Source organism: Pseudoblastomonas marina (assembly GCF_034374265.1).
Classification (GTDB): domain Bacteria; phylum Pseudomonadota; class Alphaproteobacteria; order Sphingomonadales; family Sphingomonadaceae; genus Alteriqipengyuania_A; species Alteriqipengyuania_A marina.
On the sequence record NZ_CP139718.1, the window covers coordinates 1,435,186 to 1,458,960 of the forward strand.

25 protein-coding genes are annotated in these 23,775 nt (G+C 57.5%); 9 read left to right on the forward strand and 16 right to left on the reverse strand.

All coding sequences use genetic code 11. The annotated features are described in order from the left end of the window. Nucleotides 1-152: 152 nt before the first annotated feature. On the forward strand, nucleotides 153-1,025 hold the full coding sequence (locus T8S45_RS07085) for an SDR family oxidoreductase (protein ID WP_322293226.1): 873 nt from the start codon (nucleotides 153-155) through the stop codon (nucleotides 1,023-1,025). Beyond that, a complete protein-coding gene (gene asd / locus T8S45_RS07090; RefSeq protein WP_322293227.1) occupies nucleotides 1,022-1,864 on the forward strand; it encodes an archaetidylserine decarboxylase in 843 nt (280 codons plus the stop codon). The genes T8S45_RS07085 and asd overlap by 4 nt, the downstream gene beginning before the upstream one ends. Before the next feature lie 37 nt (nucleotides 1,865-1,901). Here the strand turns inward: asd and T8S45_RS07095 are convergent, their stop codons facing one another. From T8S45_RS07095 to pip, 9 genes are all read right to left on the reverse strand, one after another. Further along, on the reverse strand, nucleotides 1,902-2,300 hold the full coding sequence (locus T8S45_RS07095; RefSeq protein ID WP_322293228.1) for a response regulator: 399 nt from the start codon (nucleotides 2,298-2,300) through the stop codon (nucleotides 1,902-1,904). A 25-nt stretch (nucleotides 2,301-2,325) separates the two neighbouring features. After that, nucleotides 2,326-3,372 carry a sensor histidine kinase gene (locus tag T8S45_RS07100; RefSeq protein WP_322293229.1) on the reverse strand — a complete coding sequence of 349 codons (1,047 nt, stop codon included), beginning with the start codon at nucleotides 3,370-3,372 and terminating at the stop codon, nucleotides 2,326-2,328. 568 nt (nucleotides 3,373-3,940) lie between these two features. After that, complete coding sequence (locus T8S45_RS07105) at nucleotides 3,941-4,306, reverse strand: PRC-barrel domain-containing protein (protein ID WP_322293230.1); 366 nt, start codon at nucleotides 4,304-4,306, stop codon at nucleotides 3,941-3,943. A gap of 216 nt (nucleotides 4,307-4,522) precedes the next feature. Next, nucleotides 4,523-5,905 carry an alpha,alpha-trehalose-phosphate synthase (UDP-forming) gene (locus tag T8S45_RS07110; protein WP_322293231.1) on the reverse strand — a complete coding sequence of 461 codons (1,383 nt, stop codon included), beginning with the start codon at nucleotides 5,903-5,905 and terminating at the stop codon, nucleotides 4,523-4,525. Between the two features lie 23 nt (nucleotides 5,906-5,928). Beyond that, complete coding sequence (locus T8S45_RS07115; protein WP_322293232.1) at nucleotides 5,929-7,773, reverse strand: glycoside hydrolase family 15 protein; 1,845 nt, start codon at nucleotides 7,771-7,773, stop codon at nucleotides 5,929-5,931. Then, nucleotides 7,770-8,450 (reverse strand): trehalose-phosphatase, encoded by a 681-nt coding sequence (otsB, locus tag T8S45_RS07120; RefSeq protein ID WP_322293233.1) that lies wholly within the window; start codon nucleotides 8,448-8,450, stop codon nucleotides 7,770-7,772. The genes T8S45_RS07115 and otsB overlap by 4 nt, the downstream gene beginning before the upstream one ends. Before the next feature lie 256 nt (nucleotides 8,451-8,706). After that, nucleotides 8,707-8,892, reverse strand: a complete 186-nt coding sequence (locus T8S45_RS07125; RefSeq protein WP_322293234.1) for a DUF3008 family protein — start codon at nucleotides 8,890-8,892, stop codon at nucleotides 8,707-8,709. 139 nt (nucleotides 8,893-9,031) lie between these two features. Further along, a complete protein-coding gene (locus T8S45_RS07130) occupies nucleotides 9,032-9,160 on the reverse strand; it encodes a hypothetical protein (RefSeq protein WP_322293235.1) in 129 nt (42 codons plus the stop codon). 319 nt (nucleotides 9,161-9,479) lie between these two features. Beyond that, complete coding sequence (pip, locus tag T8S45_RS07135) at nucleotides 9,480-10,451, reverse strand: prolyl aminopeptidase (protein ID WP_322293236.1); 972 nt, start codon at nucleotides 10,449-10,451, stop codon at nucleotides 9,480-9,482. 956 nt (nucleotides 10,452-11,407) lie between these two features. Between pip and T8S45_RS07140 the strand changes: the two genes are divergently transcribed. The 4 genes from T8S45_RS07140 to T8S45_RS07150 all read left to right on the forward strand — a co-directional run bounded on the left by T8S45_RS07140 (nucleotide 11,408) and on the right by T8S45_RS07150 (nucleotide 14,992). Continuing rightward, nucleotides 11,408-12,874, forward strand: a complete 1,467-nt coding sequence (locus T8S45_RS07140; protein ID WP_322293237.1) for a S41 family peptidase — start codon at nucleotides 11,408-11,410, stop codon at nucleotides 12,872-12,874. A gap of 170 nt (nucleotides 12,875-13,044) precedes the next feature. Continuing rightward, nucleotides 13,045-13,524, forward strand: a complete 480-nt coding sequence (locus tag T8S45_RS14195) for a DUF3617 family protein (RefSeq protein ID WP_407654883.1) — start codon at nucleotides 13,045-13,047, stop codon at nucleotides 13,522-13,524. 363 nt (nucleotides 13,525-13,887) lie between these two features. Then, nucleotides 13,888-14,583 (forward strand): recombinase family protein, encoded by a 696-nt coding sequence (locus T8S45_RS07145; RefSeq protein ID WP_322293238.1) that lies wholly within the window; start codon nucleotides 13,888-13,890, stop codon nucleotides 14,581-14,583. Next, nucleotides 14,537-14,992, forward strand: a complete 456-nt coding sequence (locus T8S45_RS07150; RefSeq protein WP_322293239.1) for a hypothetical protein — start codon at nucleotides 14,537-14,539, stop codon at nucleotides 14,990-14,992. Before T8S45_RS07145 ends, T8S45_RS07150 begins: the two co-directional genes overlap by 47 nt. 498 nt (nucleotides 14,993-15,490) lie before the next feature. On the opposite strand, the gene T8S45_RS07155 is transcribed toward T8S45_RS07150, so the two are convergent. Then, entirely contained in the window at nucleotides 15,491-15,928 is a 438-nt protein-coding gene (locus T8S45_RS07155) for a hypothetical protein (RefSeq protein WP_322293240.1), read from the reverse strand. A 423-nt stretch (nucleotides 15,929-16,351) separates the two neighbouring features. Here T8S45_RS07155 and T8S45_RS07160 point away from each other — a divergent pair, with 423 nt between their 5' ends. Together T8S45_RS07160 and chrA are read left to right on the forward strand one after the other, a co-directional pair. Further along, entirely contained in the window at nucleotides 16,352-17,641 is a 1,290-nt protein-coding gene (locus T8S45_RS07160; RefSeq protein ID WP_322295200.1) for a DUF6438 domain-containing protein, read from the forward strand. Between the two features lie 142 nt (nucleotides 17,642-17,783). Continuing rightward, nucleotides 17,784-19,151: a chromate efflux transporter gene (gene chrA / locus T8S45_RS07165; RefSeq protein ID WP_322293241.1), complete on the forward strand. Its 1,368-nt coding sequence runs from the start codon at nucleotides 17,784-17,786 to the stop codon at nucleotides 19,149-19,151. 420 nt (nucleotides 19,152-19,571) lie between these two features. Here the strand turns inward: chrA and T8S45_RS07170 are convergent, their stop codons facing one another. Then, nucleotides 19,572-19,964 carry a hypothetical protein gene (locus tag T8S45_RS07170; protein WP_322293242.1) on the reverse strand — a complete coding sequence of 131 codons (393 nt, stop codon included), beginning with the start codon at nucleotides 19,962-19,964 and terminating at the stop codon, nucleotides 19,572-19,574. 148 nt (nucleotides 19,965-20,112) lie between these two features. Here T8S45_RS07170 and T8S45_RS07175 point away from each other — a divergent pair, with 148 nt between their 5' ends. Beyond that, nucleotides 20,113-20,451 carry a hypothetical protein gene (locus T8S45_RS07175; protein ID WP_322293243.1) on the forward strand — a complete coding sequence of 113 codons (339 nt, stop codon included), beginning with the start codon at nucleotides 20,113-20,115 and terminating at the stop codon, nucleotides 20,449-20,451. Nucleotides 20,452-20,588: 137 nt separating this feature from the next. Here the strand turns inward: T8S45_RS07175 and T8S45_RS07180 are convergent, their stop codons facing one another. The 5 genes from T8S45_RS07180 to T8S45_RS07200 form a co-directional block, all read right to left on the reverse strand. Continuing rightward, on the reverse strand, nucleotides 20,589-21,332 hold the full coding sequence (locus T8S45_RS07180) for a hypothetical protein (protein ID WP_322293244.1): 744 nt from the start codon (nucleotides 21,330-21,332) through the stop codon (nucleotides 20,589-20,591). Nucleotides 21,333-21,394: 62 nt separating this feature from the next. Further along, the gene (locus T8S45_RS07185; protein WP_322293245.1) at nucleotides 21,395-21,646 is read right to left on the reverse strand and encodes a transcriptional coactivator p15/PC4 family protein; all 252 of its coding nucleotides are present in this window, start codon (nucleotides 21,644-21,646) and stop codon (nucleotides 21,395-21,397) included. After that, nucleotides 21,643-22,089, reverse strand: coding sequence for a hypothetical protein (locus T8S45_RS07190; RefSeq protein WP_322293246.1), 447 nt, complete (start codon nucleotides 22,087-22,089; stop codon nucleotides 21,643-21,645). Before T8S45_RS07190 ends, T8S45_RS07185 begins: the two co-directional genes overlap by 4 nt. After that, the gene (locus T8S45_RS07195; protein WP_322293247.1) at nucleotides 22,086-22,286 is read right to left on the reverse strand and encodes a helix-turn-helix domain-containing protein; all 201 of its coding nucleotides are present in this window, start codon (nucleotides 22,284-22,286) and stop codon (nucleotides 22,086-22,088) included. The genes T8S45_RS07190 and T8S45_RS07195 overlap by 4 nt, the downstream gene beginning before the upstream one ends. A gap of 201 nt (nucleotides 22,287-22,487) precedes the next feature. Continuing rightward, complete coding sequence (locus T8S45_RS07200) at nucleotides 22,488-23,669, reverse strand: tyrosine-type recombinase/integrase (RefSeq protein WP_322293248.1); 1,182 nt, start codon at nucleotides 23,667-23,669, stop codon at nucleotides 22,488-22,490. Nucleotides 23,670-23,775 lie beyond the last annotated feature (106 nt).

The following is a 23,775-nucleotide window of genomic DNA, read 5'->3' on the forward strand; positions in this document are numbered from 1 at the left end:
TGAGGCTGACTGATAATTACATCTCGGCTTTCACGGTTGGGCCAACAAAGGTCGGAGCTCGGCGCGCACCTCGCACTGCTGGCAGCAAGCTCGGAACACATAATCGGCTCAATAGCTCCACAAAAGGTTATAATTTCTGAGGAAGCGATCACATGAGCGATCAGGCGACCGGCGAAAAGACAGAGCCTCCACTTCCAACGCAACAGCAAACCGTGCCGGGATCCTTCTGGGACATGGACCCGGTGCCAGACCATGGTGAGGAATCCTATCGAGGCGCGGGCCGGCTGAAGGGAAAACGTGCGATCATCACCGGTGGAGACAGCGGAATTGGTCGTGCTGTTGCTATCGCATTCGCTCGCGAGGGTGCCGACGTGCTGATCTCCTATCTTTGTGAAGAGAAAGATGCGCGGGATACCGCCGCCCTTGTCGAAAAGGAGGGCCGCACCGCAATCCTCGTGGCGGGCGATATCAGCGATGCGTCGCACTGCCGCGACGTAATTGAATCAGCCATGAGAGATTGGGACTGCATAGACATACTGGTCAACAATGCTGCCTATCAGGCGACCTTCGAAAAACTCGAAGACATCGCTGATGACGAATGGGAAAAAACGTTCGCGACCAACATCCATTCGATGTTCTATCTCACCAAGGCGGCACTGCCGCACATGGTCGAGGGTAGCTCAATCATAAACACGGCATCGATCAATTCGGATCAGCCTAATCCGATGCTGCTACCCTATGCGACCACGAAGGGAGCCATCCAGAATTTCACCGCTGGCCTGGCGCAACTGTTGGCCGATCGAAAAATCCGGGTCAATTGTGTCGCACCTGGGCCAGTTTGGACTCCGCTGATCCCTGCCACGATGCCCGGGGAAGCAGTGACGACGTTCGGCGAAGATTATCCGATGAAACGTCCTGCGCAACCTGCGGAACTGGCTCCTCCGTATGTCATGCTGGCGAGCGGCGAAGCCAGTTACATTTCGGGCGCGACGATCGCCGTCACTGGCGGGAAACCACTACTTTGATCAGCGCACTTTTTGATTATCTGGTTCCAAAGCGGCTGCTCACGAAAGTGGCCGGGCGTGTCGCGCGTATTGAAGACGGCCGGATCATTCCCCCGCTGCTCCGCTGGTTTATCGGCAAATATCGGGTGGATCTGGACGAGGCGGCTCAACCCGATCTTAGGGGCTATCGCACCTTCAATGACTTTTTTACCCGTCCACTCAAGCCAGGTGTCCGTCCGTTGGCGGCGGCCGATTTCGTTTCTCCCGTCGACGGTGCCATCAGCCAGTTCGGATTGGTAGAGGAAGGCCGAATGCTTCAGGCGAAGGGTCACCGTTTTACCGTGACAGACCTCTTGGGAGGCGATGCTGACCTTGCCGCTGAATTTCATCATGGCAGCTTTGCGACGCTCTATCTTTCGCCACGGGATTATCACCGCGTGCATATGCCTTGTGCGGGAAGATTAGTTCACATGACCTACGTCCCCGGCACCCTATTCTCAGTCAAACCGTCCACGGTGCGCGCCGTGCCGGGTGTTTTTGCGCGGAACGAACGCATAATTTGTCTCTTCAATTCATCCGATCATGGAAAATTCGCGGTTGTTCTCGTCGGAGCAACGATTGTCGGGAGCATGGCGACCGTATGGCACGGAGGAATCATCCCACGTCGCACTGACCAACCATACGAATGGAGCTACGATGAATCCTCGATCGATCTGAAAAAAGGAGAGGAAATGGGCCGTTTCCTGCTCGGCTCCACAGTCATTACCCTATTCGGAAAGGGCGCCATATCTTTCAACGCTGATTGGGAACCCGAGAGATCGGTTCGACTTGGAGAACGCATGGGGGATGCACCTGCCTGATGCCTTTCCCCGCATCTGTGCAGGCAAACCGTCGGCATTATTGAAATAGATGCATTCCCGGAGGCGGTGGAGGTGGATTGGGAATCTGACGACGCCTCGCGTCGGCCACCAAGATGCCGGCAGCTATTTGTTCGTCGGAAAGGGGTTTGTGAAGACAGCCAATCGCGACCCCCTCAATCGCCGCACCCGGGCAGTTTCCGGTGGCGAACACGACCGAAATGCCAGTTGAAGCCAGCTTCTGGGCGACACTTAAGCCGCTGTCGCCCCCGACCAGACGCATGTCGACGAGTGCGAGTTCAGGTTTAAGTCGAGCAGCGGCAGCCAAAGCCGATGCCTCGTTGTCGGCGATCTCGACAACCTCATGCCCATTTTCCTCGAGAACATCTTGAATGTTCATCGCGATGAGTGCTTCGTCTTCAACAATTAATATCTTCATATCGGTGGGTCAGTTTAGCATCAGCTCAGTTTCGCGGCAGTATTATCGTGACTGCGGTTCCCTCGGGGCCAGTTTTTCTCATTATCTTTGCTCGTAGCTGCCGGCTCAGAGCTTTGATGATTTTCGATCCGAGGCCAGACCCGGAGATATCCGGACCAGTCGCGGAGGTCGAATAGCCCTTACCGTCGTCATACACCTTTACGGAAATTTCCTTGTCGGTCGAACCCAGAACCACACCCAATGTTCCCCGTTTCCCATCCGTAAAAGCATATTTTAGGCTGTTAGTTAAAAGCTCTGCAACAATCAGCGCTAGAGGCACTCCCTCATCGATTCCGAGGGCAATGCCAGGCTCAAGATCAAGTTCGGTGGTGATTTCGCCATTGATGGCCAGCGATTCAACGGTGGCATTGACCAGGTCCTCTAGGAACTCTCCGATGTCGACCATGGAGTGATCGCCGCCCATGTAGAGCCGCTGATGTATTGACGCGACGACCGCGACACGGTTTCGAGCATCGGCGAGAGCAGCGCGTAGGCTCCCTTTTTTTGCCTGACGAGCATGGAGTTGAAGCAAGGCCATCACTACCTGAAGGCTGTTCTTCACGCGATGGTTCACCTCTTGGAGGAGCATCTCGCGACCCGCGAGGGCTTTTTCCAAGTCACATTCGCGCTGTTCTAATTCTCTCCGCAATTCGTTTTCCCGGGTTACGTCACGTATCGCAGCAAAGAATATCGGCTCACCATCTTGCCTAAGAAGCTGGAGGTGAACCGATACGTCGTAAAGCGAGCCATTTTTCCGCCGGTGAACTGTCTCAAAAACCATGTCGCCTGCACCGCTCTCGATTAGCGGCTGGACCTTTCTTCTAAACTGCTCCTCGGTAAGTTCTGGTTTGATGTCCCATGGGCTAAGCTCACGCAGTTCTGCGAGACCATAGCCAAGGTTTTCCCGCGCACCGCGGTTTACAAGAAGAAACCGAAAATCCGTGGCCGAAAAAATGAAAATCTCGCTGGCAGCATCTTCGACAATAAGGCCAAGCTGTGCGGCGGAGATTGGCTGCTTTTCACGCTGCGGCATCGGTATCCATCGACTTGGCCAAATGGGGGATTTCTAAGCACATTCTTAATGAGAGCGTCTGGCGGCCACAAGCGTCGCAATAGGCTGGCACGGGCCTAGTCTTCGACCCGCCTTGCACTCCTGCAATGAGCGTGTGTGATCGCCCCCTCAACTCTTTATATATCGGATTGGAAACTGAAGGGTTTATGGCGCGTCTCGCAGAAGTATGACGCACTATCGCTACATCGCCAAAGGTAGGCGTGGGAAATGGTATCCGACGCTCAGCGAAGCACAACGTCAAGCCAACAAGATCGGCGCAGGATTCCTAGACCCGACAGGGCAATTCGTGCCCTATCGCGGGACCATCCTCGAGTTTCGCGACTGATCGGATCGAAAGATTTTTCGGCTGACAACCAGCTTCCCGACTGTCCGGTGGGGCTCGACACAGTTCAATTGCATCTAAGACCGGCGGAGGGGCAACCGCGTCGCGAACATATCGCGCAGCGATCTACCCCTCCCCTCCTGGTCACCTATGCAACCCTAGTTCTGCACCAGACTCATCGCCAACTGGCCATTACAAGCCGCTGCCTTACCAATACGGTGTCACGGTCCAATATTCATAAACTCGCGACTGATAACCCCGGTCATGCTGAAGGTCGCGATTATCCGCAGTATGGGTCGGCGCATTTCGCAGCTGATCTTCGGTCACATCAAGCTTGTAGCCGTCGAGATCGGTATCGTATTCGAATTTTTCCCACGGGAGGCTATGCAGCTCACCGCCCATTCCGAGAAATGCTCCCACCGAGATTTCCACATCTCGAGCCTGGCCGCTCAACTTCTCGATCATGACGCGCTTTACGCTTCCGATTTTTTCGCCTTCCTTGTCGTAGACACTCGTGCCTTCGACTCGATCGCTGCCGATCAAATCGTGGGCCCTGGTTTTCTCGTCAAGCATTTGTGTTCTCCTCTCTACTACGTTTAAGAGCGAGGAGCTTCTCATGGTGAGAGGATCGCCCCTCATTGGATTAACGAACGGCGAGCGAAACGTTTCGTAATCTATCGCTCCTCTGGGTCGGGCCAGCCCATATTCATGGGCGGCCGCTCGTCACAGCGCTGCCCGGCGGCGGCCGATAGGCCTGACCACCTCGCTCAGCCCCTCGTAATCTGATCTTTAAATCCTTCGCAAATGGCCGATAAAGTTGTCGGTCCAGCGTTGAACATTGTCGTTGCGCACCGTTTCGATGAGCTTTGTGTACCTCGCCTTGCGCTCCGCCAGCGGCATGTCCAGCGCCTCCCGGATTGCATGGGCAAGCTCGTCCGAGCTATGCGGATTGACGAGCAAAGCGTCGGGCATTTGCTCCGCTGCTCCCGCAAAACGTGAAAGGATCAAGACACCGGGATCATCGGGATCCTGCGCAGCAACATATTCCTTGGCGACCAAGTTCATGCCGTCGCGCAAGGGAGTGACTAGACCTATTTTTGCGCCGCGATAGAGACCAAACAACTCTTCTTGCGGATACCCCTTATTCACGTAACGGATCGGGGTCATATCGACATCCGCATAGACGCCGTTGATACGACCTGTCTTGCGCTCGAGAGTCTCGCGGATGTTCTGATAACTACCTATGTCTTCGCGGCTCGGTGGTGCGATCTGGACGAAAACCAGTTCTCGTACCCGATCAGGATACCGTTCGAAAAACCGGGCGATTCCGTCCAGTCGTTCAGGCAGACCCTTTGAATAATCGAGCCGATCCACGCCAATCATCGCGGTCCGGTGCCGGGTCGATGATTCAAGACGCTGTTGCGCCTGACGCGCCTCACCGCAGCTGCCCTTCTCCATGAATTGTTCGTAATCGATTCCGATCGGATAAGCACGGGCGATGACGGAACGACCCTCATACGTGATTTCGCCCGTTTCACGATCCACTTCCGCTCCCAATTGCGTTTCGCAATAATGGAGAAAACTCTCCAGCCAGACATTGTTCTGAAAACCTAACAGATCGTAGCACAACAGGGAGCGAACCAAGCGTTCGTGATAGGGAAGCGATACGAACAAGTTCGCTGGCGGCCATGGTATATGAAGGAAAAAGCCGAGGCGGTTTCTCACCCCGCGCTGCCGCAACCGTTCGCCTAGCGGCATGAAGTGATAATCATGTACCCAGACTACGTCACCGGGTTCGATTAGCGGCCGCACGCTCTCTGCGAACAGATCGTTTACACGTTCGTACCCTTTACCATATTCGCGCTCGTATTCTGTCAGGTCGATACGATAGTGGAACAGCGGCCACAGCGTAGAATTAGCGTAGCCGTTATAGTACTCCTCGATGTCCTGGGGCTCGAGATCGATTGTCGCGGTTACGACGCCGTCTTCGGACACCTGCCGATCTATCGTGCCCGTGAAGCGTGCACATTCTTGGCCGGACCAACCGAACCAGACGCCACCTTTTTCCCGCAAAGCGGCATTGAGTGCGCCCGCAAGCCCACCCTGAGCACCCGCGGCTCCGCGGGCTTCGGGAACCGCAACGCGGTTGGAAATGACTACTAGGCGGCTCATGCCGCTTCCCCTGCTAAATCCGTTTAGCGTACCTCATTCCAGCTTTTCGAAAGGAGGCCCGCACAATTGATTACTCCAACTAGCGAGTAAGTTTGCGGGAAGTTCCCCCATAATTCACCGGTTTCGAAGTCCATGTCTTCCGACAGCAGGCCCGACGCCGTACGATGATTCAGCATTGTGCAGAATAGCTCGCGAGCCTCTCCCTCTCTTCCCACCCGAGCCAGCGCGTCGATCAACCAAAAGGTGCAGATGTTGAACGCGGTCTCCGGTAGGCCGAAGTCGTCTTCTGCCGCATAACGCAGCATATGCTCGCCCCGACGGAGCTGTTTCTCGACCTCGCGGAAGGTGGCGAGAAACCGTTCGGCATCGGGCGAGCAAAAGCGCAATTCGACCATCTGTAGTAAACTGGCATCAATATAGCTGCTCTCGAAGCTCGCGCCGTAATGACCATATCGACCTTCTTCGCCAGCGAACCAGGCCTTCGCTTCGATTTTGTCCGCAATGGAGTTCGCTCGCTCCCGCCATAATTGCGCCCGCTCGTCCTTGCCCAAATGGACGGCCACGTCTGCAAGGCGATCACAAGCCGCCCAGCACATCACGGCGGAGTAGGTGTGCACCTCTTGGCGGGTGCGGAATTCCCAAAGCCCTGCATCGGGCTTGTCATGCTTGTCCCACGCGGCCTCGCCTACCGCTTCAAGACTTGTGAAATCGTTTTCGTCGGCCATCCGCAACAAGCGGTGATCGAAAAAGCCTTGGACTGTTGGCAAGACGATCTGGCCATAACAATCGTATTGTACCTGCTGGTAGGCGGCATTGCCAATCCGCACAGGGCCCATCCCGCGGTAACCCGCCAGTGACGGTGCGTTTGTCTCATCGAGCTCGGCCACGCCCATGACAGAGTAGAGCGGCTGGATCTGGCCACCCTTCGCCCCGTCGACGATGTTGCGCAGGAAGCCGAGATATTTTTCCAGGACATCTAGCGCGCCGAGGCGATTGAGGGCTTGCACTGTGTAATAGGAGTCGCGCAGCCAGCAATAACGATAGTCCCAGTTACGCTCCGAATGCGGCGCTTCGGGGATTGAAGTCGTGAGCGCAGCAACGATAGCACCTGTCTCTTCATGCTGGCAGAGCTTGAGCGTGATGGCGCAGCGAATGACTTCTTCTTGCCATTCATACGGAGTGGCGAGCCCCCGGACCCAAAGTTGCCAGTATTTGCGCGTGGATTGCTCCATCCGGCGGACCTGTTCGCGCAGGTCCCCTACGAAGGGCTCGTCTGGTCCAAGAAAAAAATGCGTGTCATCTTCGACCCGAAAAAAATGACTTTCCTGGATGTATCCGATCGAAGCATCCGTGGAGAGGCGCAGTGTCTGCGATCCGCACAGAAAACGGACATGATTTGTGCCCCTGGTGGTTGGGGCGACCGCCTCGCCGTAATTCTTCATCGGGCGCAGCACAACGCGAATACGCGGGTGGCCTGCGACGGGGCGCACGATACGAGCGAAGGCGACCGGGCGGTACATCCGCCCCTGACCCTCAAAACGAGGGCAGAAGTCGAGAATTTCGACCTCACTACCGTCCTTGGAGACGAGCTTGGTGAGGAGGATCGGAGTATTGCGGATATATTGCTGCGTCGCCGAAACTTGGCCTTCGAGTTCAAAGCGCCAAATTCCGTCGTCCCGACGCTCCCCGTTAAGCAGGGAGCAGAACACTGGTTCACCGTCGACGCGAGGGATGCAGCCCCAAACGAATGCGCCGGTGCGGTCGACCAACGCAGAAACCTGACAATTGCCAATCGGTGCCAATTCGAGATCGGCGTTGGACGATCGCTTGTCGGGGACCGGCGTCGCGGCGAGCAAAGATTCAGTCACAAATGGAGCCATGCATGCACGGCAGCGGTGTCTGCAAGGGCGAAGTTAGCTTCTTGGGAGGATCGTTCGCCCACTGCGATACCGAAGCCACCAAGCTCGCGTGCAGCGAGGAACCCGTCCTCGTCGGTTACGTCGTCGCCTACGAACACAGGGCGTCCCTCTCGAAATGGAGCCACCGACATAAAAGCCCGCACAGCTGCGCCCTTGTCTGCTCCCGGGCGCACGAGTTCGAAGACTGCCTTTCCGCGCTTGATTAGCAGTGCATGCTCCCGAGCGAGTTTCTGCGCGAAGCGCGCACCCCTGACCTCCAGTTCAGGGCGCCCACGAAAATGCAGTGCCGCACCGTGAGGCTTTGCCTCCAACGGGAACTCTTCGGCCGCCGCGAATGCAGCAAGTGCCCTTCGAGCAGCGGCGGGCAGGGGGTCTGGCGGCTTCCCTAAAGGGCTGCGGTTCGACAAACGTCGATCAGCCCCATGCGATCCCGCTACGGCGATAGCCAACTCTCCGAGATGTCGCCCTAAGTCTTCCACCGCTCGCCCGCTCACCAGCGCCAAACGACCATGAAGGCTGCGATCCAATGCGAGCAGGGTATGGGTCAGACTCACCGGAACCTTGATCGCATCCGGCGAGGGTGCGATTTCGATCAAAGTTCCGTCGAAATCCAGAAACAGAGCCACTGGACCTTCCGCTAGGAGGGATTTCAGTGTGGGCGGGGGTGGAAGAGTATTGCTCATCGCCAGCAGGAACTCGGGGCTTAATCGCCAGTGAAACGGGCAAAGCCCGGAAAATATTGAAAACCTTCCGAAATTCTCATCCTAAATATCCTAGCTCATAGGAATCATCGACGAGACGTTTTTTCGCCGCACCAATCGCGCGGCGCACCATCCAGCAATCGTAACGTCGAACTATTAGGACAATCGGTTCGTGCGTATCTTAGTCGGCCTTGTGGTTGGGTTTTCCCTTGCGCTCGCCACTCGCCATTTCTTCTAGCTCGTCCTCGCTCATGCTTTCATACATTTCCTTGGAAGCACCTTGAAGATCGCTCTTCTCTGACTCGCCCCGCTTGGCACTTAGAGCAGCCCCTGCGGCTTTCTGCTGTGCTTTCGATTTAGCTGGCATGGCTCTTTCTCCTCTTGATGCGCGTTCAAATCGTGTGATCAGTTTAATGGAACTCCAACGCCCTACCCTCTAACGCGGAGGTCCGCCGGGTATCAGTATGCCGCCCGACGAAGCCGGGCGGCATATCGAGACATGAATGTTAGTCGCGATTGCGATCACGCTCGTTATCGGCGTCATTCTGCTGACGCTGGGCACCCCCTTGCTGCTCCTGCTGCTTTTTGCCCTGCTGGTCTTGGCGCTCCTGATTGCGATCTTTCTGGTTTGCCATCTTTCGGTTCCTTTCCTGGGAGTCCCCTCGAGGTGGAGGGGTATAATCCGAAATTATGAGGCCTGAGTAAGGTTGCATAAAAAGCGACAACGCGCCTTTCATTGGCGACGAGCTCCCGTTGATTTTCCCAACGTGCAATCAAGGTTCAAACGAAAGGGACGGCTTTTCCGAATCGCAGCAATTGGGGCCGCTAGCGGACCGACCGGTATCGGCTTGATTCAACGAAAAGCAGTCTGACGGCTAACGACCCGAAAGCGGACAGTAAGCGGCTCTCCAGTAGAGAAGGGGGCTGTCAGAAGCTTCAGGGCGTTAGGCGGTTTCAGAAGATCCGAGTTATTAAGCGCTCAACTTCCCGAGAGATTGCACTACCTAGTAACTCGTCACTCCAGCGATGGCCCGCCGCCGCAACGATTGTAAGATTAGCCGCGCCCCACTCCCGGGAGAGATCCCAAGCTCCTTTGGGAGGCGTGCAAATATCAGATCTTCCAGCGATAATAGCGCCAGGAATATCTGCCAATTTGTATGCATCCTTCAGTAACTGTCCTTCTTCGAGGAAGAAGCGATTCTGGTCGAACCAGCACAAAATGCGAGCATAAGCTGCCATTTTTACCTTTTCCTCTTCTGAGGGGTCGGGCTGCAATGAAGGCCAGAGGTCGAGAGTTTGCCCCTCGACCTCAGAAAGCATCAGTGAGGTCGAAAACGAGGTGGAGGAATCGCCGTCAAGAATGCGCTTATGAAAAGACAAGCGCGGGTTGCTACGTTCATCCGGATCAAGGAATTCGTCTCTTGCTGCGAATACCTCAGGAAAGATTGTTCTCGCTCCTTCCCACCACCAATCAACATCTTCCTGCCTACATAGGAACACTCCGCTAATTACGAGCGCTGTGACACGCTCTGGATAGGTTTGAGCATAAGCAAGCGCCAGTGCAGATCCCCAAGAGCCACCTAAGAGTAGCCATTGATCAATGCTCAAGTGCTTACGCAGCTGCTCCATATCAGAGACTAAGGCCCAGGTGTTGTTCTCGTCTAATGAACCAAAGGGGAGAGACCGGCCACAACCCCGCTGATCGAAAAAAACACCCCGACAACGTTCCTTGTCGATTAGCCTTTTGTAATAAGGTCGAATTTCTCCACCAGGTCCACCGTGGATCACGAGTACCGGGATACCGTCACGGTTCCCAACCTCTTCGTAGTAAATACGGTGTAGCAAATCCGTTTGGAGCCACCCGCTCGAGAAAGATTCATCTGCAAAGGGATGTAGGCCAGTATCAACGCGGAGTGACGACTTCATTTTTGATCTCGTTCAAACAGGGTGTATTTTGTCGCCAGAACCCAAATTTTGCAGCTTGGGCTCCATCGAATTGGACATCCTGGCTATGGCCCGAATTCTGGATGAAGGTGTCGAAATATGAGAGCCGCTCTTCAGAACGCTCGTATCCACCGTACGAGTCTCCGGTGCGAAAGCGACCATGAGGCCATCCGCCGAAGCATCGATTGGCAGCCGGGCAGACTGAGTAGCAAGGTTGGAAGGAAGCCGCATCTCGACCGGCTGGAAGGGCGAACATGCCGAAGTTAATGAGACCAAAATGATAGTAGATACAAGCTTACGCATCACAGCAGGTCCTTTTCCTCAACCGAAAATGCGGGATTGACGGTGCACAGGCAGCTACCGTGAGACAGAACTTTGGCTTTATGCTCGTAATCGCTCAATCCCGCCCTCACTGCGACGAAAGCGAACCCAACGCTAGAGATTCCCAAGCACCGCCCAAGCGCCACGGCTAAGTCGGCCATTCTCATCGCTCGTTTTATTGATGTCACTCGGTGGCGAGGGCTGAGACTGAGAGTCGGCGAGAAAAGTGACCGCCCGCCCCTTCAAGCCAAGTCACAAAAGATATCGCAGGAATAAGGCAGCCGCAGGCCGAATGCACGTTTGAAAGCTGGGCCACTATTGCGTCAGCTGAGCTTACCGCCCCAAATTTGATGAAGCACGCCCTTCTGACTACTGAGCGTCCCAACTCGCGCATATTGCCGCAGCTTCGTCTCGAAAAAGTCCAAGTTTGTCGACGGCCAGTTTTTGCGATGGAGTTGGTGTGTACCAGTGATAAACAATTTAGCGACAAGTTAACAATGGCTCCCTGCGGGGGAAACATCGGAATAGCCGTCGACAACGAAATTTGAGAGAATCCGAGTTATGCGCAAGGTTTTTATCGCGGGAGGATCGGAGCTGATCTCTGAGGAGCGAATAGTATGCTGTTGAGATATATGATGTTCGGAGCGCTGGCCTGTGCCTCTGCAAGTTTGGCTGTGCAATCGCATGCGCAAGAGACTGCAAGCCCGTGGCGTTTGCTCGCAGAAAGAGATGCGCGGGCTGCGCTTGAGCTGGTCGAGCGCAACCATCCCGGTGCCGAAACATCGCTTAATGACACGGACTTCCTCGCGCGGCTCGACACGGCGCGCGCCAATGTTGAGAACCGACTTCCGGGGGTAGATAGCTATCCCGCCTACGATGCCCTCATGACGGGCTTGGCTGCGGAGTTCGGGGATCGTCACATCTGGTCCAATTCGCTTGTCGAGTTTCCCCATCGGGCATGGGCGGGGATCATTCTCTCACGGCGCGGTGGAAGTTGGGTAGTCGGAGCGCAGGAGCGCGGCCCGAACGATCCCGCGCTCGTCGGGCACAGGCTCATCTCCTGCGACGGGACTGAAGCCGAAAGCTGGGGTAAGCAGCGGATCGGCGCGTTCAAGGGCAATCCCGAAATCGAGGCCCAGCTCGCGGCCAACGCGGCGTGGCTGCTGGTACGCGACGGCAACCCGTTCCTGAGCAAGCCGGAAAGCTGCGTCTTCGAGTCTCCGGCTGGGGCCCGCGTCGAAGCGAGGCTCGATTGGCGGCAGATCACGGTTCCCAAAATCTATCCTTTCATCGAGCGTGCCGACGGAATGCGGCCCGCTGCTGGCATGGGCGTAAAGCCCTTCGATGGAGGCTACTGGATCCATCTAGAAACGTTGGAATCGAGCGCAGCCGAAGTGGTCGCCGAGGTCGAGCTTCTCCAGGAAGATCTGCGAGCCTCAACGATGGTCGTGCTCGACCTGCGCGGGAACGGCGGCGGGGACTCATCCTATGCCTTGGCGATCGCTAAACTGCTGGTGGGAGAAATGGCGGCAACCGGACAATCGCAGCCGGTCGCGACATGTCGCGGTGCTTTCTGGCGCGTCTCCCAAGGAAACCTCGCGGCCCTGCAAAACTGGCGCGATCGGCTCAAAGCCGGCGACTCGCAGTCCCTCGCCTATGTTTCAGCACTGGTCGAAGACATGGAAGCGGGCCTGGCTGAGGAGCGCGCTTTTACACCGGCGCTGCCAGATTGCGCCAGCCGGAAACTGCCCGAGAACAATCGCAAGAGCGAGGAATTGCCCGTCTCGGAGATGGCTGGGCGCCTAGTCCTGGTCACCGACCGAGCGTGTTTCAGCTCGTGCTTGATCGCAGCTGAAATATTTCGACGGCTCGGTGCGCTCCATGTCGGCGAAGCGACCGATGTCAGCACGCGTTACATGGAGGTTCGCGAGGAACTCCTCCCCTCGGGCATTCGCACCTTCTCAACGCTCCAAAAGGTCGCGGTGGGCTCGGGCGATTATGGCCCCTACGAACCGGCTATCGTCTATTCCGGGGACCTGGCACAGACTGGTGAGCTCCAGAAGTGGGTGGCCGAACTTCGGTGAGCCTAGCGTTCACTGAGGAATGATGACACGCCCGCTATCACCCAGTTCGTGACTGATATGCCGAGCTAGCGGGGTGCCAGGAGCGGTCCGTCGGCTAACGACCCGATTGTCGCCGCTCCTCAGGTATGCGATATTTGGGAAACTTCTCGCCTTCGGCTGGGACATCACACATGAGACGACTGCTTTTAATTCCTGCCGCAGTTTTAGTGTTTGGCTGCGACGGTTCCGCCCTCTCATCCGATGCGCCACTCTCGCCTGACGTGAATTTATTAGACAGTCTAGGTATTCGACCTGGGCTATGGGTTTCGGAAGTGGCAGATGCAACCTCGAGAGAAACTGTGGAGGAGTGCATCTTACCGCAAGATTCACGCCCTTCGGAGCTACTTCTTCCCGGAATATCTTTCGAGGTATCTTCGTGTTCCCAATCAACTAAGATCGAGACCTCATCTGTCCAGTTTAGCGCGCAATGCTCAGTTCCCGGCGCCTACGATGTCAAAGCTTCCTATATCGGACAATACACGGCGGAGCGTCTGTCGGGGCGGTTCGTTTTGAAGGGCTCTTCCCAGCGGATTGATGAGCCTGTCGACCTCGATGCTAGAGTGGAAAGCCGCTATGCCGGTCCTTGCAATGTAGGGGATCTGCGTCCCTGACCCAAACGGACAATTTAGTGGACAATCGGGAGACAGGATTTGCTCAAGTCATTTTACGTGCTTTTTGCAGCGCTCGCGCTGTCCAGTTGTCAAAGTGTTCGCTTAAACGACGGATACGGATGGCGGGGCGAGGGCGCGGAGCCGCTCGATGGAGCACTTGCGGGCTGTGAAGAATCCACAAAAGCCCCTCAAGGGTCGCAAGAGTTCTACGATTGCATGAAGGCTAAGGGATGGACGCGGCATCCCTAAGATAGCCGATTTCAAACCACATTTGGTTCTCACGATACGGTGCCTTCGAAGGTCCGCTTTCCACCCACGGGCGAGCGAATCCGCGACAAGATCGCCGCCTCCAAGGAGCGCGGCATGTGGATGGGTGGCCGGCCGCCGCTTGGCTACGATTTGCCAGCGAAGGACAGCCGCAAGCTCGAGGTGAACAAAGGCGAGGCGCAGATCGTGCGCCACATATTCAAGCGTTATCTCGAGCTCGGATCGGTCCACGCACTCGAGCGCGATCTCACCGCGAACGGATATCGCTCGAAGATTCATGTGACCAAGAAGGGCAAGACCAGCGGCGGGCAGCCATTCAGCCGCGGTGCCCTGTTCCACCTTCTGCGCAACAGGATCTTTCTCGGACAGATCGTCCACAAGGACGAAGTTCACGACGGCCAGCACGATGCGATCATCGAGCAGGACCTGTTCGACCGGGTGCAGCAGCAGCTCACTGCCAATGCCAGGCGGGTTCGGAAGCGGTCGGTGACCCGAATGTCCAAGGCGCCGCTTACGGGTAAGCTCTTTGATGCCAACGGCGAGCCCATGAGCCCGACCTTCTCGCGCGGGAAATCAGGCAAGTCCTATCGCTATTATGTTTCCGCCTCGCTCCAGCAGGGAGCCTCGCCCGGCGCCGAGGGCTTGGTGCAGCGACTGCCCTGCCTCTGCCATCGAACGCATCGTTGGAAACGCCGCAGCGCGCTGGCTTGCCAAGTCCGGTCGCGGTCTGGATCAGGTCGAAAAGGTGCGGCTTGCCAAGGACGGGATCGTCATCGAACTGAATGGAGGTGACCTGGTCGCGATTACTACTCGATTGGAGGACGGCGAGCGGGTCCTGCACAGTTACCGTGAAAAGAGCGCCATTCATTTGCCGCTTGCACTGCCCTTGCGCGGGGGCAAGCGATCTGTCGCCCACGGCAATGGAGAAACGACGCCTCCGGACCCGGTTTTGATCGCAGCGCTCCGTAAGGCCCATGCGATGCTCAACCAGGAAGGCGGGCTGCCGACCATGGATGCAGGTCCTGCCTCACGTTACGACGCCAACATCCTGCGGCTCGCATTCCTTGCGCCCGACATTCAGCGAGACATCCTCGATGGCCGCCAGCCAGCCTCACTCAACGTCCAGACCTTCCGGAAAATCGACCTGCCGCTCGCCTGGTCCCAGCAGCGGACGGCGCTTGGGTACGACGCTACGATTTAGACCTGTTCTGGTCGAATTTGCCCCTGATACCCTCGAATTGCACCCCTGATACGCCCGATTCTATCCCTGTTCCGTCGAATAACAGGGAAACGTCGAATCTGTGCGCGTAAGGCTCTGTAATCAGGTGGTTTAGTCAGCCCGAGTATCCTCGATTGGCGGCCAAAACGCCTGTTTTCGAGCTCAAATTCGCGTTTTTCCCTGTTAATTGCCTGTTGAGCAGGGAAACCGGACCGATGTCGATGTCGGCAGAGACGCCGCCAGCAAAATGTCCCTGATACGGCAGCAGAGACGCGCAGTAAGATGCAGCAAGTGCGGATTGGTCTTTGCAATGCCGCCTGTTCCGCGGCGAAGCGCGAGGCCCCGGCAAACAGAGACTAGTGCTGGGGGTCGATGGCGGAGAGGGTGTCCGCCTAACAATTCTATCAGAAAGTTGATTTATCTTGATTATTTATCAAGCTGAAAATCTCATCCCACATTTCCTCCCACGCTGCCGCCGCGTCACCATTTGAAACGAGCCATGACAGCGGCCATTTCAATCGCGCATTCTTCGTCCAGCCTTCGATATTCGGCTAAGTGCCGCTGCCAAGTCCGTTCCCACATACCCTTGGGCTTGAATATGGGCTGCTCCCAACCTTCGCTGCAACCGAGCTTCTTTTGCAGCCGGAAGAGGCGTTCGAACGGCCTGTCACGCGCAGCGTCGCGTTGACATTGATAGCCAAGTCGCCACGCCTGTCGGGATGCGAAAACGTCCCCGCCCGGCGGCAGGTATAGTTTACCCACGCGCGCCCCGCTGACCGGACACAACATCCACCATCGCTTTCCGCCATAATTCGGAACGGTATGCGTTAGGTGGACGGTCTGGCGAACATCGCGGCGCTCGCCGTGCCGCGTGTTCGTGTAATTGAGCTCCAGGCGCTCGTGGTATGGATCGTCCATTATGGCATCATAGCCGATCGAACCGGAGGGCCGCCCGCCACACGCCCAATTGAGCGAACCGCGATAATGGAATCCCTCGCGCGCTCGCCCGGTTCGCAGCATCCATGCAAGATCAATGCGCAGCGAGCTGTCCGCCGTTGGCCGTCCGCCGTGCCGCCCAGATCCATATCCGCCCATGCATTCCACTTAGCAGATAGGGATTCGCAGCCCGAGACATTTTCCTAAATCATCAGCGAATTCTTGCATTTTGAACGGCTGGGAACGGAAATTCTGCTTACGACCCGATTGCGGACTTTCGTCGTTCATTCGTTATGTAGTCGGAATCCACTGAAGCCGAGGAGCGTAAAATTGCGATCGATCCTGATTGGAATTTGCACCTTATTACTGAGTGTTTGTCACCCTCTGAGCGCACCCTTTCCCGATGTGAACAGAGATGAGCTTGTAATCAGTCTTCAAAGGACTGCCTGCTTTGGGTCTTGCCCAGATTACCAAGTCACGATCACCGGGGATGGTCGCGTCGTCTTTCAGACCACGCCGTATCTAGACCGTGATGATGTCGCAAATGTGCACCGCGCATTCTCGACCGAGAGTAGTGTCCGAGTTCCCGGCACTCACCAGACAACGATAGAGCCGGAGGTGATCGACCGCCTCTTGGTGCAGTTCGAACAGGCGCGATTCTTCGCGCTTCGCGATGAGTACCGAGCAGAGGTTACCGACAATCCTACATATGTGGTCACGATCGAGACGGGGAACGGCAAGAAATCGGTCGTCGATTATGTCGGTAGGAAAGTCGGGATGCCAGAGGCGGTCACAGCGCTTCAAGATGCAATCGATGCAGCAGCAGGAACCGATCGCTGGATCGAGGGAACGCCGCAGGTCATCCCACTCCTTCAAAATGAGGGCGCTGACTTCACCGGCATCCTAGGCCTCGAACTCATGGACGCTGCGGCGGAGCGCAATGAAGTGGGGACATTGCAGCGATTGAAAGACCTGGGAGCTCCGGTTTTCCTCGCAGAAGGGCCTAGCCCACTAAGGACAGCAATCTACGAAGGACATAGCAATGCGATCGGATGGCTGATTGCTAACGGAGGGATTGCGGACCAAGAACAGTGGAAGACCGCGCTTCAGCAGGCAGTGGATTCCGATAATCACGCCGCCTACGACGCATTGTATCAGCCCGAGAACCTGAGCTGGATTGACAGCGCCTTCGCAACAAAGCTGCTTTCGAGCGCCGCTTCGAACGCAGACCCCCAACTCGTAGCTGAGATGCTCCGTCGTGGAGCTAACCCGAATGGAGAGGTAGGTAGTCGTTACCGAAGCGACCCTCCGCTCTTTGAAGCTGCCAATGGGCTGATGAGCAATGACGATGCACATCCTGCCAGAGATCGGAGAAAGGTTGTCCGACAGCTATTGGTCGCTGGAGCAAGTATCGAGCATTGCCGATATGGATACTGCGACAGCGTTCTGTGGGAGGTGAGTGACGCTGGCGTCGCGAAACTGCTGTTGGACGCTGGGGCCGATCCAAACTTCAAAGACGAAGATGGGGAACATATCCTCTTCAACATCTCAGATGAGGACGTTGCGCTCTTACTCATTTCCCGCGGCGCTGACCTAAGAGCGGTTAGGCCCGCAGACGGGAAAACCTTGAGAGGGTGGAGCGAGTATCAGAAATGGCCGAAGGTCTTGGCGCTTCTGGATCAAGCTGGGATCTGATCGGAAGCAGTCTTGAGCGCAGCCTCGTTGTCAGCTTCCCACCCAGTTCGTGACCGATTTGCCGAGGTGGCGATGCGCCAGGAGCGGACAGGCTGATAACGACCCGATTGCGGTCTTTCCTGCTTCAGTAGATAAGCCGTAGATGGCCACCCCGGAACAGCATAACATCCGTTTTGGCGAAGCCGTCTGGGTCTGGGCCCGGATCGCCGCGCTTTCGTTTGGCGGACCTGCTGGACAGATCGCGGTGATGCACCGCATTCTTGTCGAGGAGAAGAAATGGATCGGGGAAGAGCGCTTTCTCCACGCACTCAACTACTGCATGCTTCTGCCCGGCCCTGAGGCACAGCAGCTCGCGACATACATAGGCTGGCTCCTCCACAAGACGAAGGGCGGCATCATGGCAGGCACGCTGTTCGTCCTGCCCGGCTTCCTCGCCATCATGCTGCTGTCATGGCTCTATGCCCTCTACGGTAACCTTGGAGCCATCGAGGCTCTCTTCCTAGGCTTGAAGGCTGCCGTTCTTGCGATCGTCTTCGCCGCCGTGCGCCGGATCGGCAGCAAGACGCTTCGGAACCCTGCGATGTGGGCGGTTGCCGCCGGAGCCTTCATCGCGATCTTCTTCCTGTCCGTGCCATTTCCAATCATCATCCTGTTTGCGGGGGTGGTTGGCTACTTGGGCGGCAGGAGTGGCCTCAAGACTTTCGAGGCGAGCGGCGGGCATGGCAGCTTGGGAGGCACGCCGGTGGCCGATCGGGATACCGTGCTGGGGGAGCATATTCCCGATCACGCTCGCCCGAGCCTCGGTTGGAGCTTGCGTATCTCGGCCGTATTTCTGGTTCTGTGGCTCGCGCCGGTAGCCGTTTTGCTCATGATTGTGCCGGAAAGCGTCTACACTGAGATTGCCACCTTCTTTTCCAAGATGGCGGTGGTGACATTCGGCGGCGCTTACGCAGTGCTCGCCTACGTCGCACAGGAGGCAGTGGAGAGTTACGGGTGGCTGCGCCCCGGAGAGATGCTCGACGGGCTGGGAATGGCAGAGACCACTCCGGGACCGCTGATCATGGTGGTTCAATTCGTCGGTTTCATGGGGGCAGCACGCGAATCAGGGGGGCTGGATCCGCTCCTTGCCGGCACGCTCGCAGCTATTCTGACCACCTGGGTCACGTTCATCCCCTGCTTCCTCTGGATATTCCTGGGAGCTCCGTTCGCTGAGCGCATCAGAGGGAATGTGGCCCTTTCATCCGCAATGACCGCGATAACGGCGGCCGTGGTCGGAGTGATCCTGAACCTCGCCGTCTGGTTTGCGCTGCACACGATATTCGCGGAAGTGGTCGAGTTCAGAGCCGCTCCGTTCGCGTTCGATGTGCCAGTCCTGAGCAGCATCAGCTGGCCTGCGCTCCTGCTCGCGGTCGCAGCTTTCGCGGCAATGTTTCGGTTCAACGCCGGAGCGCTGACGGTGATCGGCGGATGCGCAGTTGCGGGACTGTTCCTTGGTCTAGTTCCGCTCTGAACAAAGGTCAGTGAACGGCCACTTTCCACCCAGTTCGCGACAGAATTGCCGAGCTAGCGAGGGGCCAGGAGCGGACGGGCCGGTAACGACCCGGAACAAGTCAATCGGCCTTTCTGCTGGGGTCGAAAAAATGAACTGCCTCCCAGAAAGCTCCGCAAGCCACTAGGCCGACTGCTTCCCATCGTAGCCCACTTATCCATAGCCATCCGGCTGCTGCGAATACCGCAATCCAAAGTGCGATGATCCAAGGTTTGGCCATTGTGAGACTGTAGAGCCTCGCAGGGACGCGACGCAACTGTCGATAGCAATCAACGCGTTGTCCGCTTTCCACCCCATTCGTGACAGCATCACCACGCGTATGGCGTGCCAGGAGCCGACCGTCGGCTAACGACCCGATTGCGGACGTTAGTATCTGACTAGCTAAGCCGCTGCTTCACACAGAGGTGCGTAGAGCTCGGGCCCCTGATACGCCGCGAACTCTTGCGCTGCATCTTCGCTAGGCTGCTGAAGAAAAGCGTTCAACCGATCGATCATCTTCGGGTCCATGCCAGACATCCAGAGATTCATCGTGACAGCAGATGCGCAGCCACAAAACTCAGAGCTAGGAGCTTTTTGGTCGGATCTAGCTGAACAATCAGCGCGGACCACATTGTCGATCAAAGACAGTGACGGATACTGCTGCAACAGGGAAGTCTGGCGCTCAATCATCTCCGCGACAATTTTTTTTGCCGTCGAGTTCGCAGCCTCACTTTGCGAAGGGAACACCGCTCCCAGTAACAAGCCTATCACGACCAAGATAGCCAAGTGCTTCAAGTTGCTTCCCCTTTCAGTCTGCTTACAGGCACTTCTGTCCGCTTACCACCCAGTTATCGACGCCATCACTGGGCTACGGATGCACCAGGATCGGACCATCGGCTAAAGGCCCGGTAGCGGACATTAGCGTTCTCTGTATGGTAGCGGCATGTCCAAAGCCCACGATAGCTCACCAATTGCTCAAACTCGGCGTAATCTTCAGTCGGATCTCCGTTTTAGCTGGGGGTGCCAGCTAGGGTTTGCGATCTATGCTTTGACGTTGTTCGTGCCGCTCGGGCTGCTAGCTCTTTTTTCCGAGAGCATACCTATTTTTCACCTGACCTCTTCGATCTTCAGCATTGCCCTCGCCGTCGCTGCAAACCTCTACCGGAAAAGAGCTGAAGAGCAGACCCTACGCAGAGCTATTGCCGCATGGGTGGTCGTCATCGCGCCGATCTTTGCTCTCATTTTTCTGTTGTTGGGACTGTCGCTACTCTTCGGTTTCTGAGGTCCGCTTTCCACCCGTTATCGGACACTCGGCACCTTTTTCGGATTATGAAAGCGGACGGTCCCCTTTCACGCGCGCGGGCGAAAAACTGTATTTGCGATATGGAGCAGGAACGGCCCCGGTGTCCGACCCGCCACCTATAGAGACGAAACCACCCCCCTCGCCTTGGACCCGATGTTCTGCGTCCAGCCGCACCGTTTCCCGACAATCCGGCCGCCACAACCCGCGCGGGTCAGTGCCAGGCGCTCGCCGGTTTCTGGGCTCGCTGCTTTGAGCAGGTAGCGCGCCACGTTCGCAGCGTTGGCCGTGCGATGCGTGTCCCTATCAGCCTCTATTTTAGACAAGCGCCCACCGATGATGCGGACGCAGCCCACCCCCGGCTGCCATCGTCCGCCCGCCGCTTCGATCCAGCGGCGCGTCCTGCCATGCAATCGCATCGCGGCTGGCAGGTGCAAGAGGATATGGACGTGCTCGCCCTTGTCGCTCGCCCGCTCGCGCACCCAAAGGGCTGTCAGTTCGCCGCCCTCTCGCCGCGCCTGTTTGCTCGCCAGAGCCAGCACATGCGAAACGAACCGCGCCCCGTCGCGGGGGCCAATCCCGGCCTTGCCATAGTGGATCGTCCAGTGCCGCTGGAACGTGCGGCCCGTCGCCAACGCGAACGCCGCCGCTTCGATTATCGCCGCCACCTGGCTGTCTGTCAGGCCGTCGCTTGTCCGATCCGATCGATTGCGCGCACCGCCCCAGCCGCAAAGCCGTTCGCAACTTGGGCTAGAGCTATAGTTTGCAAGGGCCGCGCCAGATCGGCACGCGTGGCGGTTTCCTGCCGTTTGTTTATCGGCACGGTCGGCGGTCGGCTGGAAAGGATTGCCCATCGCGGTCAAGTTTCAAGATGGATGCGAAACGGGGCGCACCGTCCGGCTGGATCGATGCGCCCCGCTTCGGTCTAGGCGCGGGTTGCGAGCGCTGCCGCGTCCCGCCTGTCGGCATAGGACCGCAACGCATCAGCCAAGGCGCGCACCTGTTCGGGGGGAATCGTTACGCCCTTCTGGGTAGGCGTATCCCCCTGCTCGCCCGCCCAGAGCCGCAATTCGAAGAACCGCTTGCCGCGAAACTCACGCTCCCCGGCAATCAAGCGGCCATCGAACCGCGCCAGCTCCCAGACGGGATGATCGGTAAAACCGGGACGATCGGTCATTGCGCGCCCTCCCTGTTCTTTCCCTGTTTTAACAGGGAGCCGGGGGTGGCGAGGCGATAGCGCGCATGGCGATATTCGCCCTCCAGTTCGGTAGTGATGTCGAGCCCAGCCTCACGCACCACATGGATCGTGCCGCCCAGCCGCGTGTGCCAGGGGAGCGTGTCCCATTGCGTCACTCCAGACGGCATGGTGGCGAGCATGGCGAGAACGCGGCCTCGCTTGCCCGTATAGCGCCAGATGCGGCCCGTAGGGGCACGATAGGCGGTAGGCGCGGAGCAGGAGCCCAATCGCGACCGCTCGTCCATCCTAGCGCTCCCACCATGCTTGCCCTTGGCGCGGCATTGCGCCAAAGAACGTTGGCCGTTTGCTTCCACAAGGCTCGGCTGGCCCTCGGTTGTTCCAGCAACCGGGGGCCGTTCCGTTTCCATCTTCGGTTCCATCATGCCGCCTCCCCATCATATCCGGGCAGGCTCGCAGCCCACGCTTCCGCATCGGCGCGAGCGATGCGCGTGGCCGATCCGAACTTGCGAAGCTTGAGGCGGCCAGCATTTACCTCGCGATAAAGCGAGGTGCGGCCAATCGAGTAGCGGGCGCAAAAGTCCGCTACGGTCATCAACTCGAGAATTTGCTTGTTTTCCATTTTTTTACCTTTCCTCCCTCGCCCGCAGGATTGCCGGGGAACACCGAGGGAACAGAAAGGGTAGCCCGCGTGAGCGGATTGGAAATGGTTTGGGCCTAGTTATCAGCAAGCCGTCCACAAAAAAGCGAGCTTTTCCTTTTAACTCAGAGGGTTATTTTGGGATAAGTATTGCACCCATTCAGTGCACGGACTGCGAGCGGCTTAGCCGACTATCGAAAGAACCTTTGCCGCGCTGTCTCCAATGCAATAATTTCCCCAAGCGGTCATCAACTCCCGCCGCTTTTCCAGCATCGAACCGCGCTGATAGGCGGCAACCGTCTTGTCGCTGACAACGTGGGCTAATGCCGCCTCTGCCAGATCGGCTGGCCAAGTGGTTTGCTCGGCTACCCAGTCGCGGAACGTGCTGCGAAAGCCGTGCGGGGTTTCGGTCCGGCCCATGTCGCGCATTGCTTTCGTCAGCGTCATGTCACTGAGGGGCTTGCCGCGCTTCATGCCGGGAAACACCAGCGCCGCTTTGCTGTCATCGCGGCGATGCGGCTTCATGCGCTCGAACAGCGCTACGGCTGGCTCAGATAGCGGAACAACATGCTCGCGCCCCGCCTTCATGCGTTCGGCTGGAACGGTCCAGGTGGCAGCATCCAGATCCAACTCTCCCCATGTCGCCAACCGGACCTCGCCCGAGCGCGCGGCGGTCAAAATCGCGGCCTCCAATGCCAGCCGCCCCATGCTTTCGGTTTCGCGCAATTCGCGCATGAATGCGGGCATCTCGGTATAGGGAACCGCTTTATGGTGCCGAACCTTGCCGCGCTGCTTCGGCAGCGCCTTGTCGATCACAGGCATAGCTAGCGCGGCCTCGCGGTATCCCTTGGCAACCGCCCAGTCGATCACCGTGCGAATGCGCTGGCGGAGCCGCCGGGCCGTTTCCGGCTTTTCCAGCCATATCGCCGCCAAGGCATCGCGCACAGCTGGCGCGTCCACTTGGGCAACCGATCGATCCCCGAATGCCGGAAAGGCATAAGATTCGAGCGTGGAAAGCCATTGCGCCTTGTGCTTCGCGTTCTTCCAGCTGGCCTTGTGTTCGGCATGAACCTGCTTGGCAGCCTCGCGGAACGTGGGAATGCCAGCCGCCTTGCGCCGCTCGGCAACCGGATCGATCCCCGCCTCGATCTGCTCGCGCACCGCGCCAGCGCGCTCCCGCGCCAATTTCAGCGGAACCTTGCTGGCGCTGCCCAATCCGATGTCGCGCCGCCGCCCGTCTTTCTGGATTCGCACCATCCAGCTTTTGCCGCCACGCTTGCCGACAAGCAGGAACAGCCCATCCCCGTCGCCATAGCGCCCCGGCTCGCTCGCAGCCTTTACCGCCGTCGCCGTCAAACTGCCCATCGTCGCTGCTCCCACATTTTCTCCCACACCTTAGCGCGGCTAGAAGGGAACGGCAAGAAACAGCTGGAAACGGATAAACGGCTATTTTTCGCTACTTTTTCCGTTC

What these genes read in the sequence shown, in the direction of transcription:
- T8S45_RS07175 (WP_322293243.1), top strand. Translation starts at nt 20,113, where the DNA reads ATGTCCAAAGCCCACGATAGCTCACCAATTGCTCAAACTCGGCGTAAT.
- T8S45_RS07140 (WP_322293237.1), top strand. Translation starts at nt 11,408, where the DNA reads ATGCTGTTGAGATATATGATGTTCGGAGCGCTGGCCTGTGCCTCTGCA.
- pip (WP_322293236.1), bottom strand. Translation starts at nt 10,451, where the DNA reads ATGAAGTCGTCACTCCGCGTTGATACTGGCCTACATCCCTTTGCAGAT.
- T8S45_RS07145 (WP_322293238.1), top strand. Translation starts at nt 13,888, where the DNA reads ATGTGGATGGGTGGCCGGCCGCCGCTTGGCTACGATTTGCCAGCGAAG.
- T8S45_RS07195 (WP_322293247.1), bottom strand. Translation starts at nt 22,286, where the DNA reads ATGGAAAACAAGCAAATTCTCGAGTTGATGACCGTAGCGGACTTTTGC.
- T8S45_RS07105 (WP_322293230.1), bottom strand. Translation starts at nt 4,306, where the DNA reads ATGCTTGACGAGAAAACCAGGGCCCACGATTTGATCGGCAGCGATCGA.
- T8S45_RS07190 (WP_322293246.1), bottom strand. Translation starts at nt 22,089, where the DNA reads ATGATGGAACCGAAGATGGAAACGGAACGGCCCCCGGTTGCTGGAACA.
- T8S45_RS07185 (WP_322293245.1), bottom strand. Translation starts at nt 21,646, where the DNA reads ATGACCGATCGTCCCGGTTTTACCGATCATCCCGTCTGGGAGCTGGCG.
- T8S45_RS07130 (WP_322293235.1), bottom strand. Translation starts at nt 9,160, where the DNA reads ATGGCAAACCAGAAAGATCGCAATCAGGAGCGCCAAGACCAGCAGGGC.
- chrA (WP_322293241.1), top strand. Translation starts at nt 17,784, where the DNA reads ATGGCCACCCCGGAACAGCATAACATCCGTTTTGGCGAAGCCGTCTGG.
- T8S45_RS07085 (WP_322293226.1), top strand. Translation starts at nt 153, where the DNA reads ATGAGCGATCAGGCGACCGGCGAAAAGACAGAGCCTCCACTTCCAACG.
- T8S45_RS07095 (WP_322293228.1), bottom strand. Translation starts at nt 2,300, where the DNA reads ATGAAGATATTAATTGTTGAAGACGAAGCACTCATCGCGATGAACATT.
- T8S45_RS07155 (WP_322293240.1), bottom strand. Translation starts at nt 15,928, where the DNA reads ATGGACGATCCATACCACGAGCGCCTGGAGCTCAATTACACGAACACG.
- T8S45_RS07110 (WP_322293231.1), bottom strand. Translation starts at nt 5,905, where the DNA reads ATGAGCCGCCTAGTAGTCATTTCCAACCGCGTTGCGGTTCCCGAAGCC.
- T8S45_RS07200 (WP_322293248.1), bottom strand. Translation starts at nt 23,669, where the DNA reads ATGGGCAGTTTGACGGCGACGGCGGTAAAGGCTGCGAGCGAGCCGGGG.
- T8S45_RS07125 (WP_322293234.1), bottom strand. Translation starts at nt 8,892, where the DNA reads ATGCCAGCTAAATCGAAAGCACAGCAGAAAGCCGCAGGGGCTGCTCTA.
- T8S45_RS14195 (WP_407654883.1), top strand. Translation starts at nt 13,045, where the DNA reads ATGAGACGACTGCTTTTAATTCCTGCCGCAGTTTTAGTGTTTGGCTGC.
- T8S45_RS07100 (WP_322293229.1), bottom strand. Translation starts at nt 3,372, where the DNA reads ATGCCGCAGCGTGAAAAGCAGCCAATCTCCGCCGCACAGCTTGGCCTT.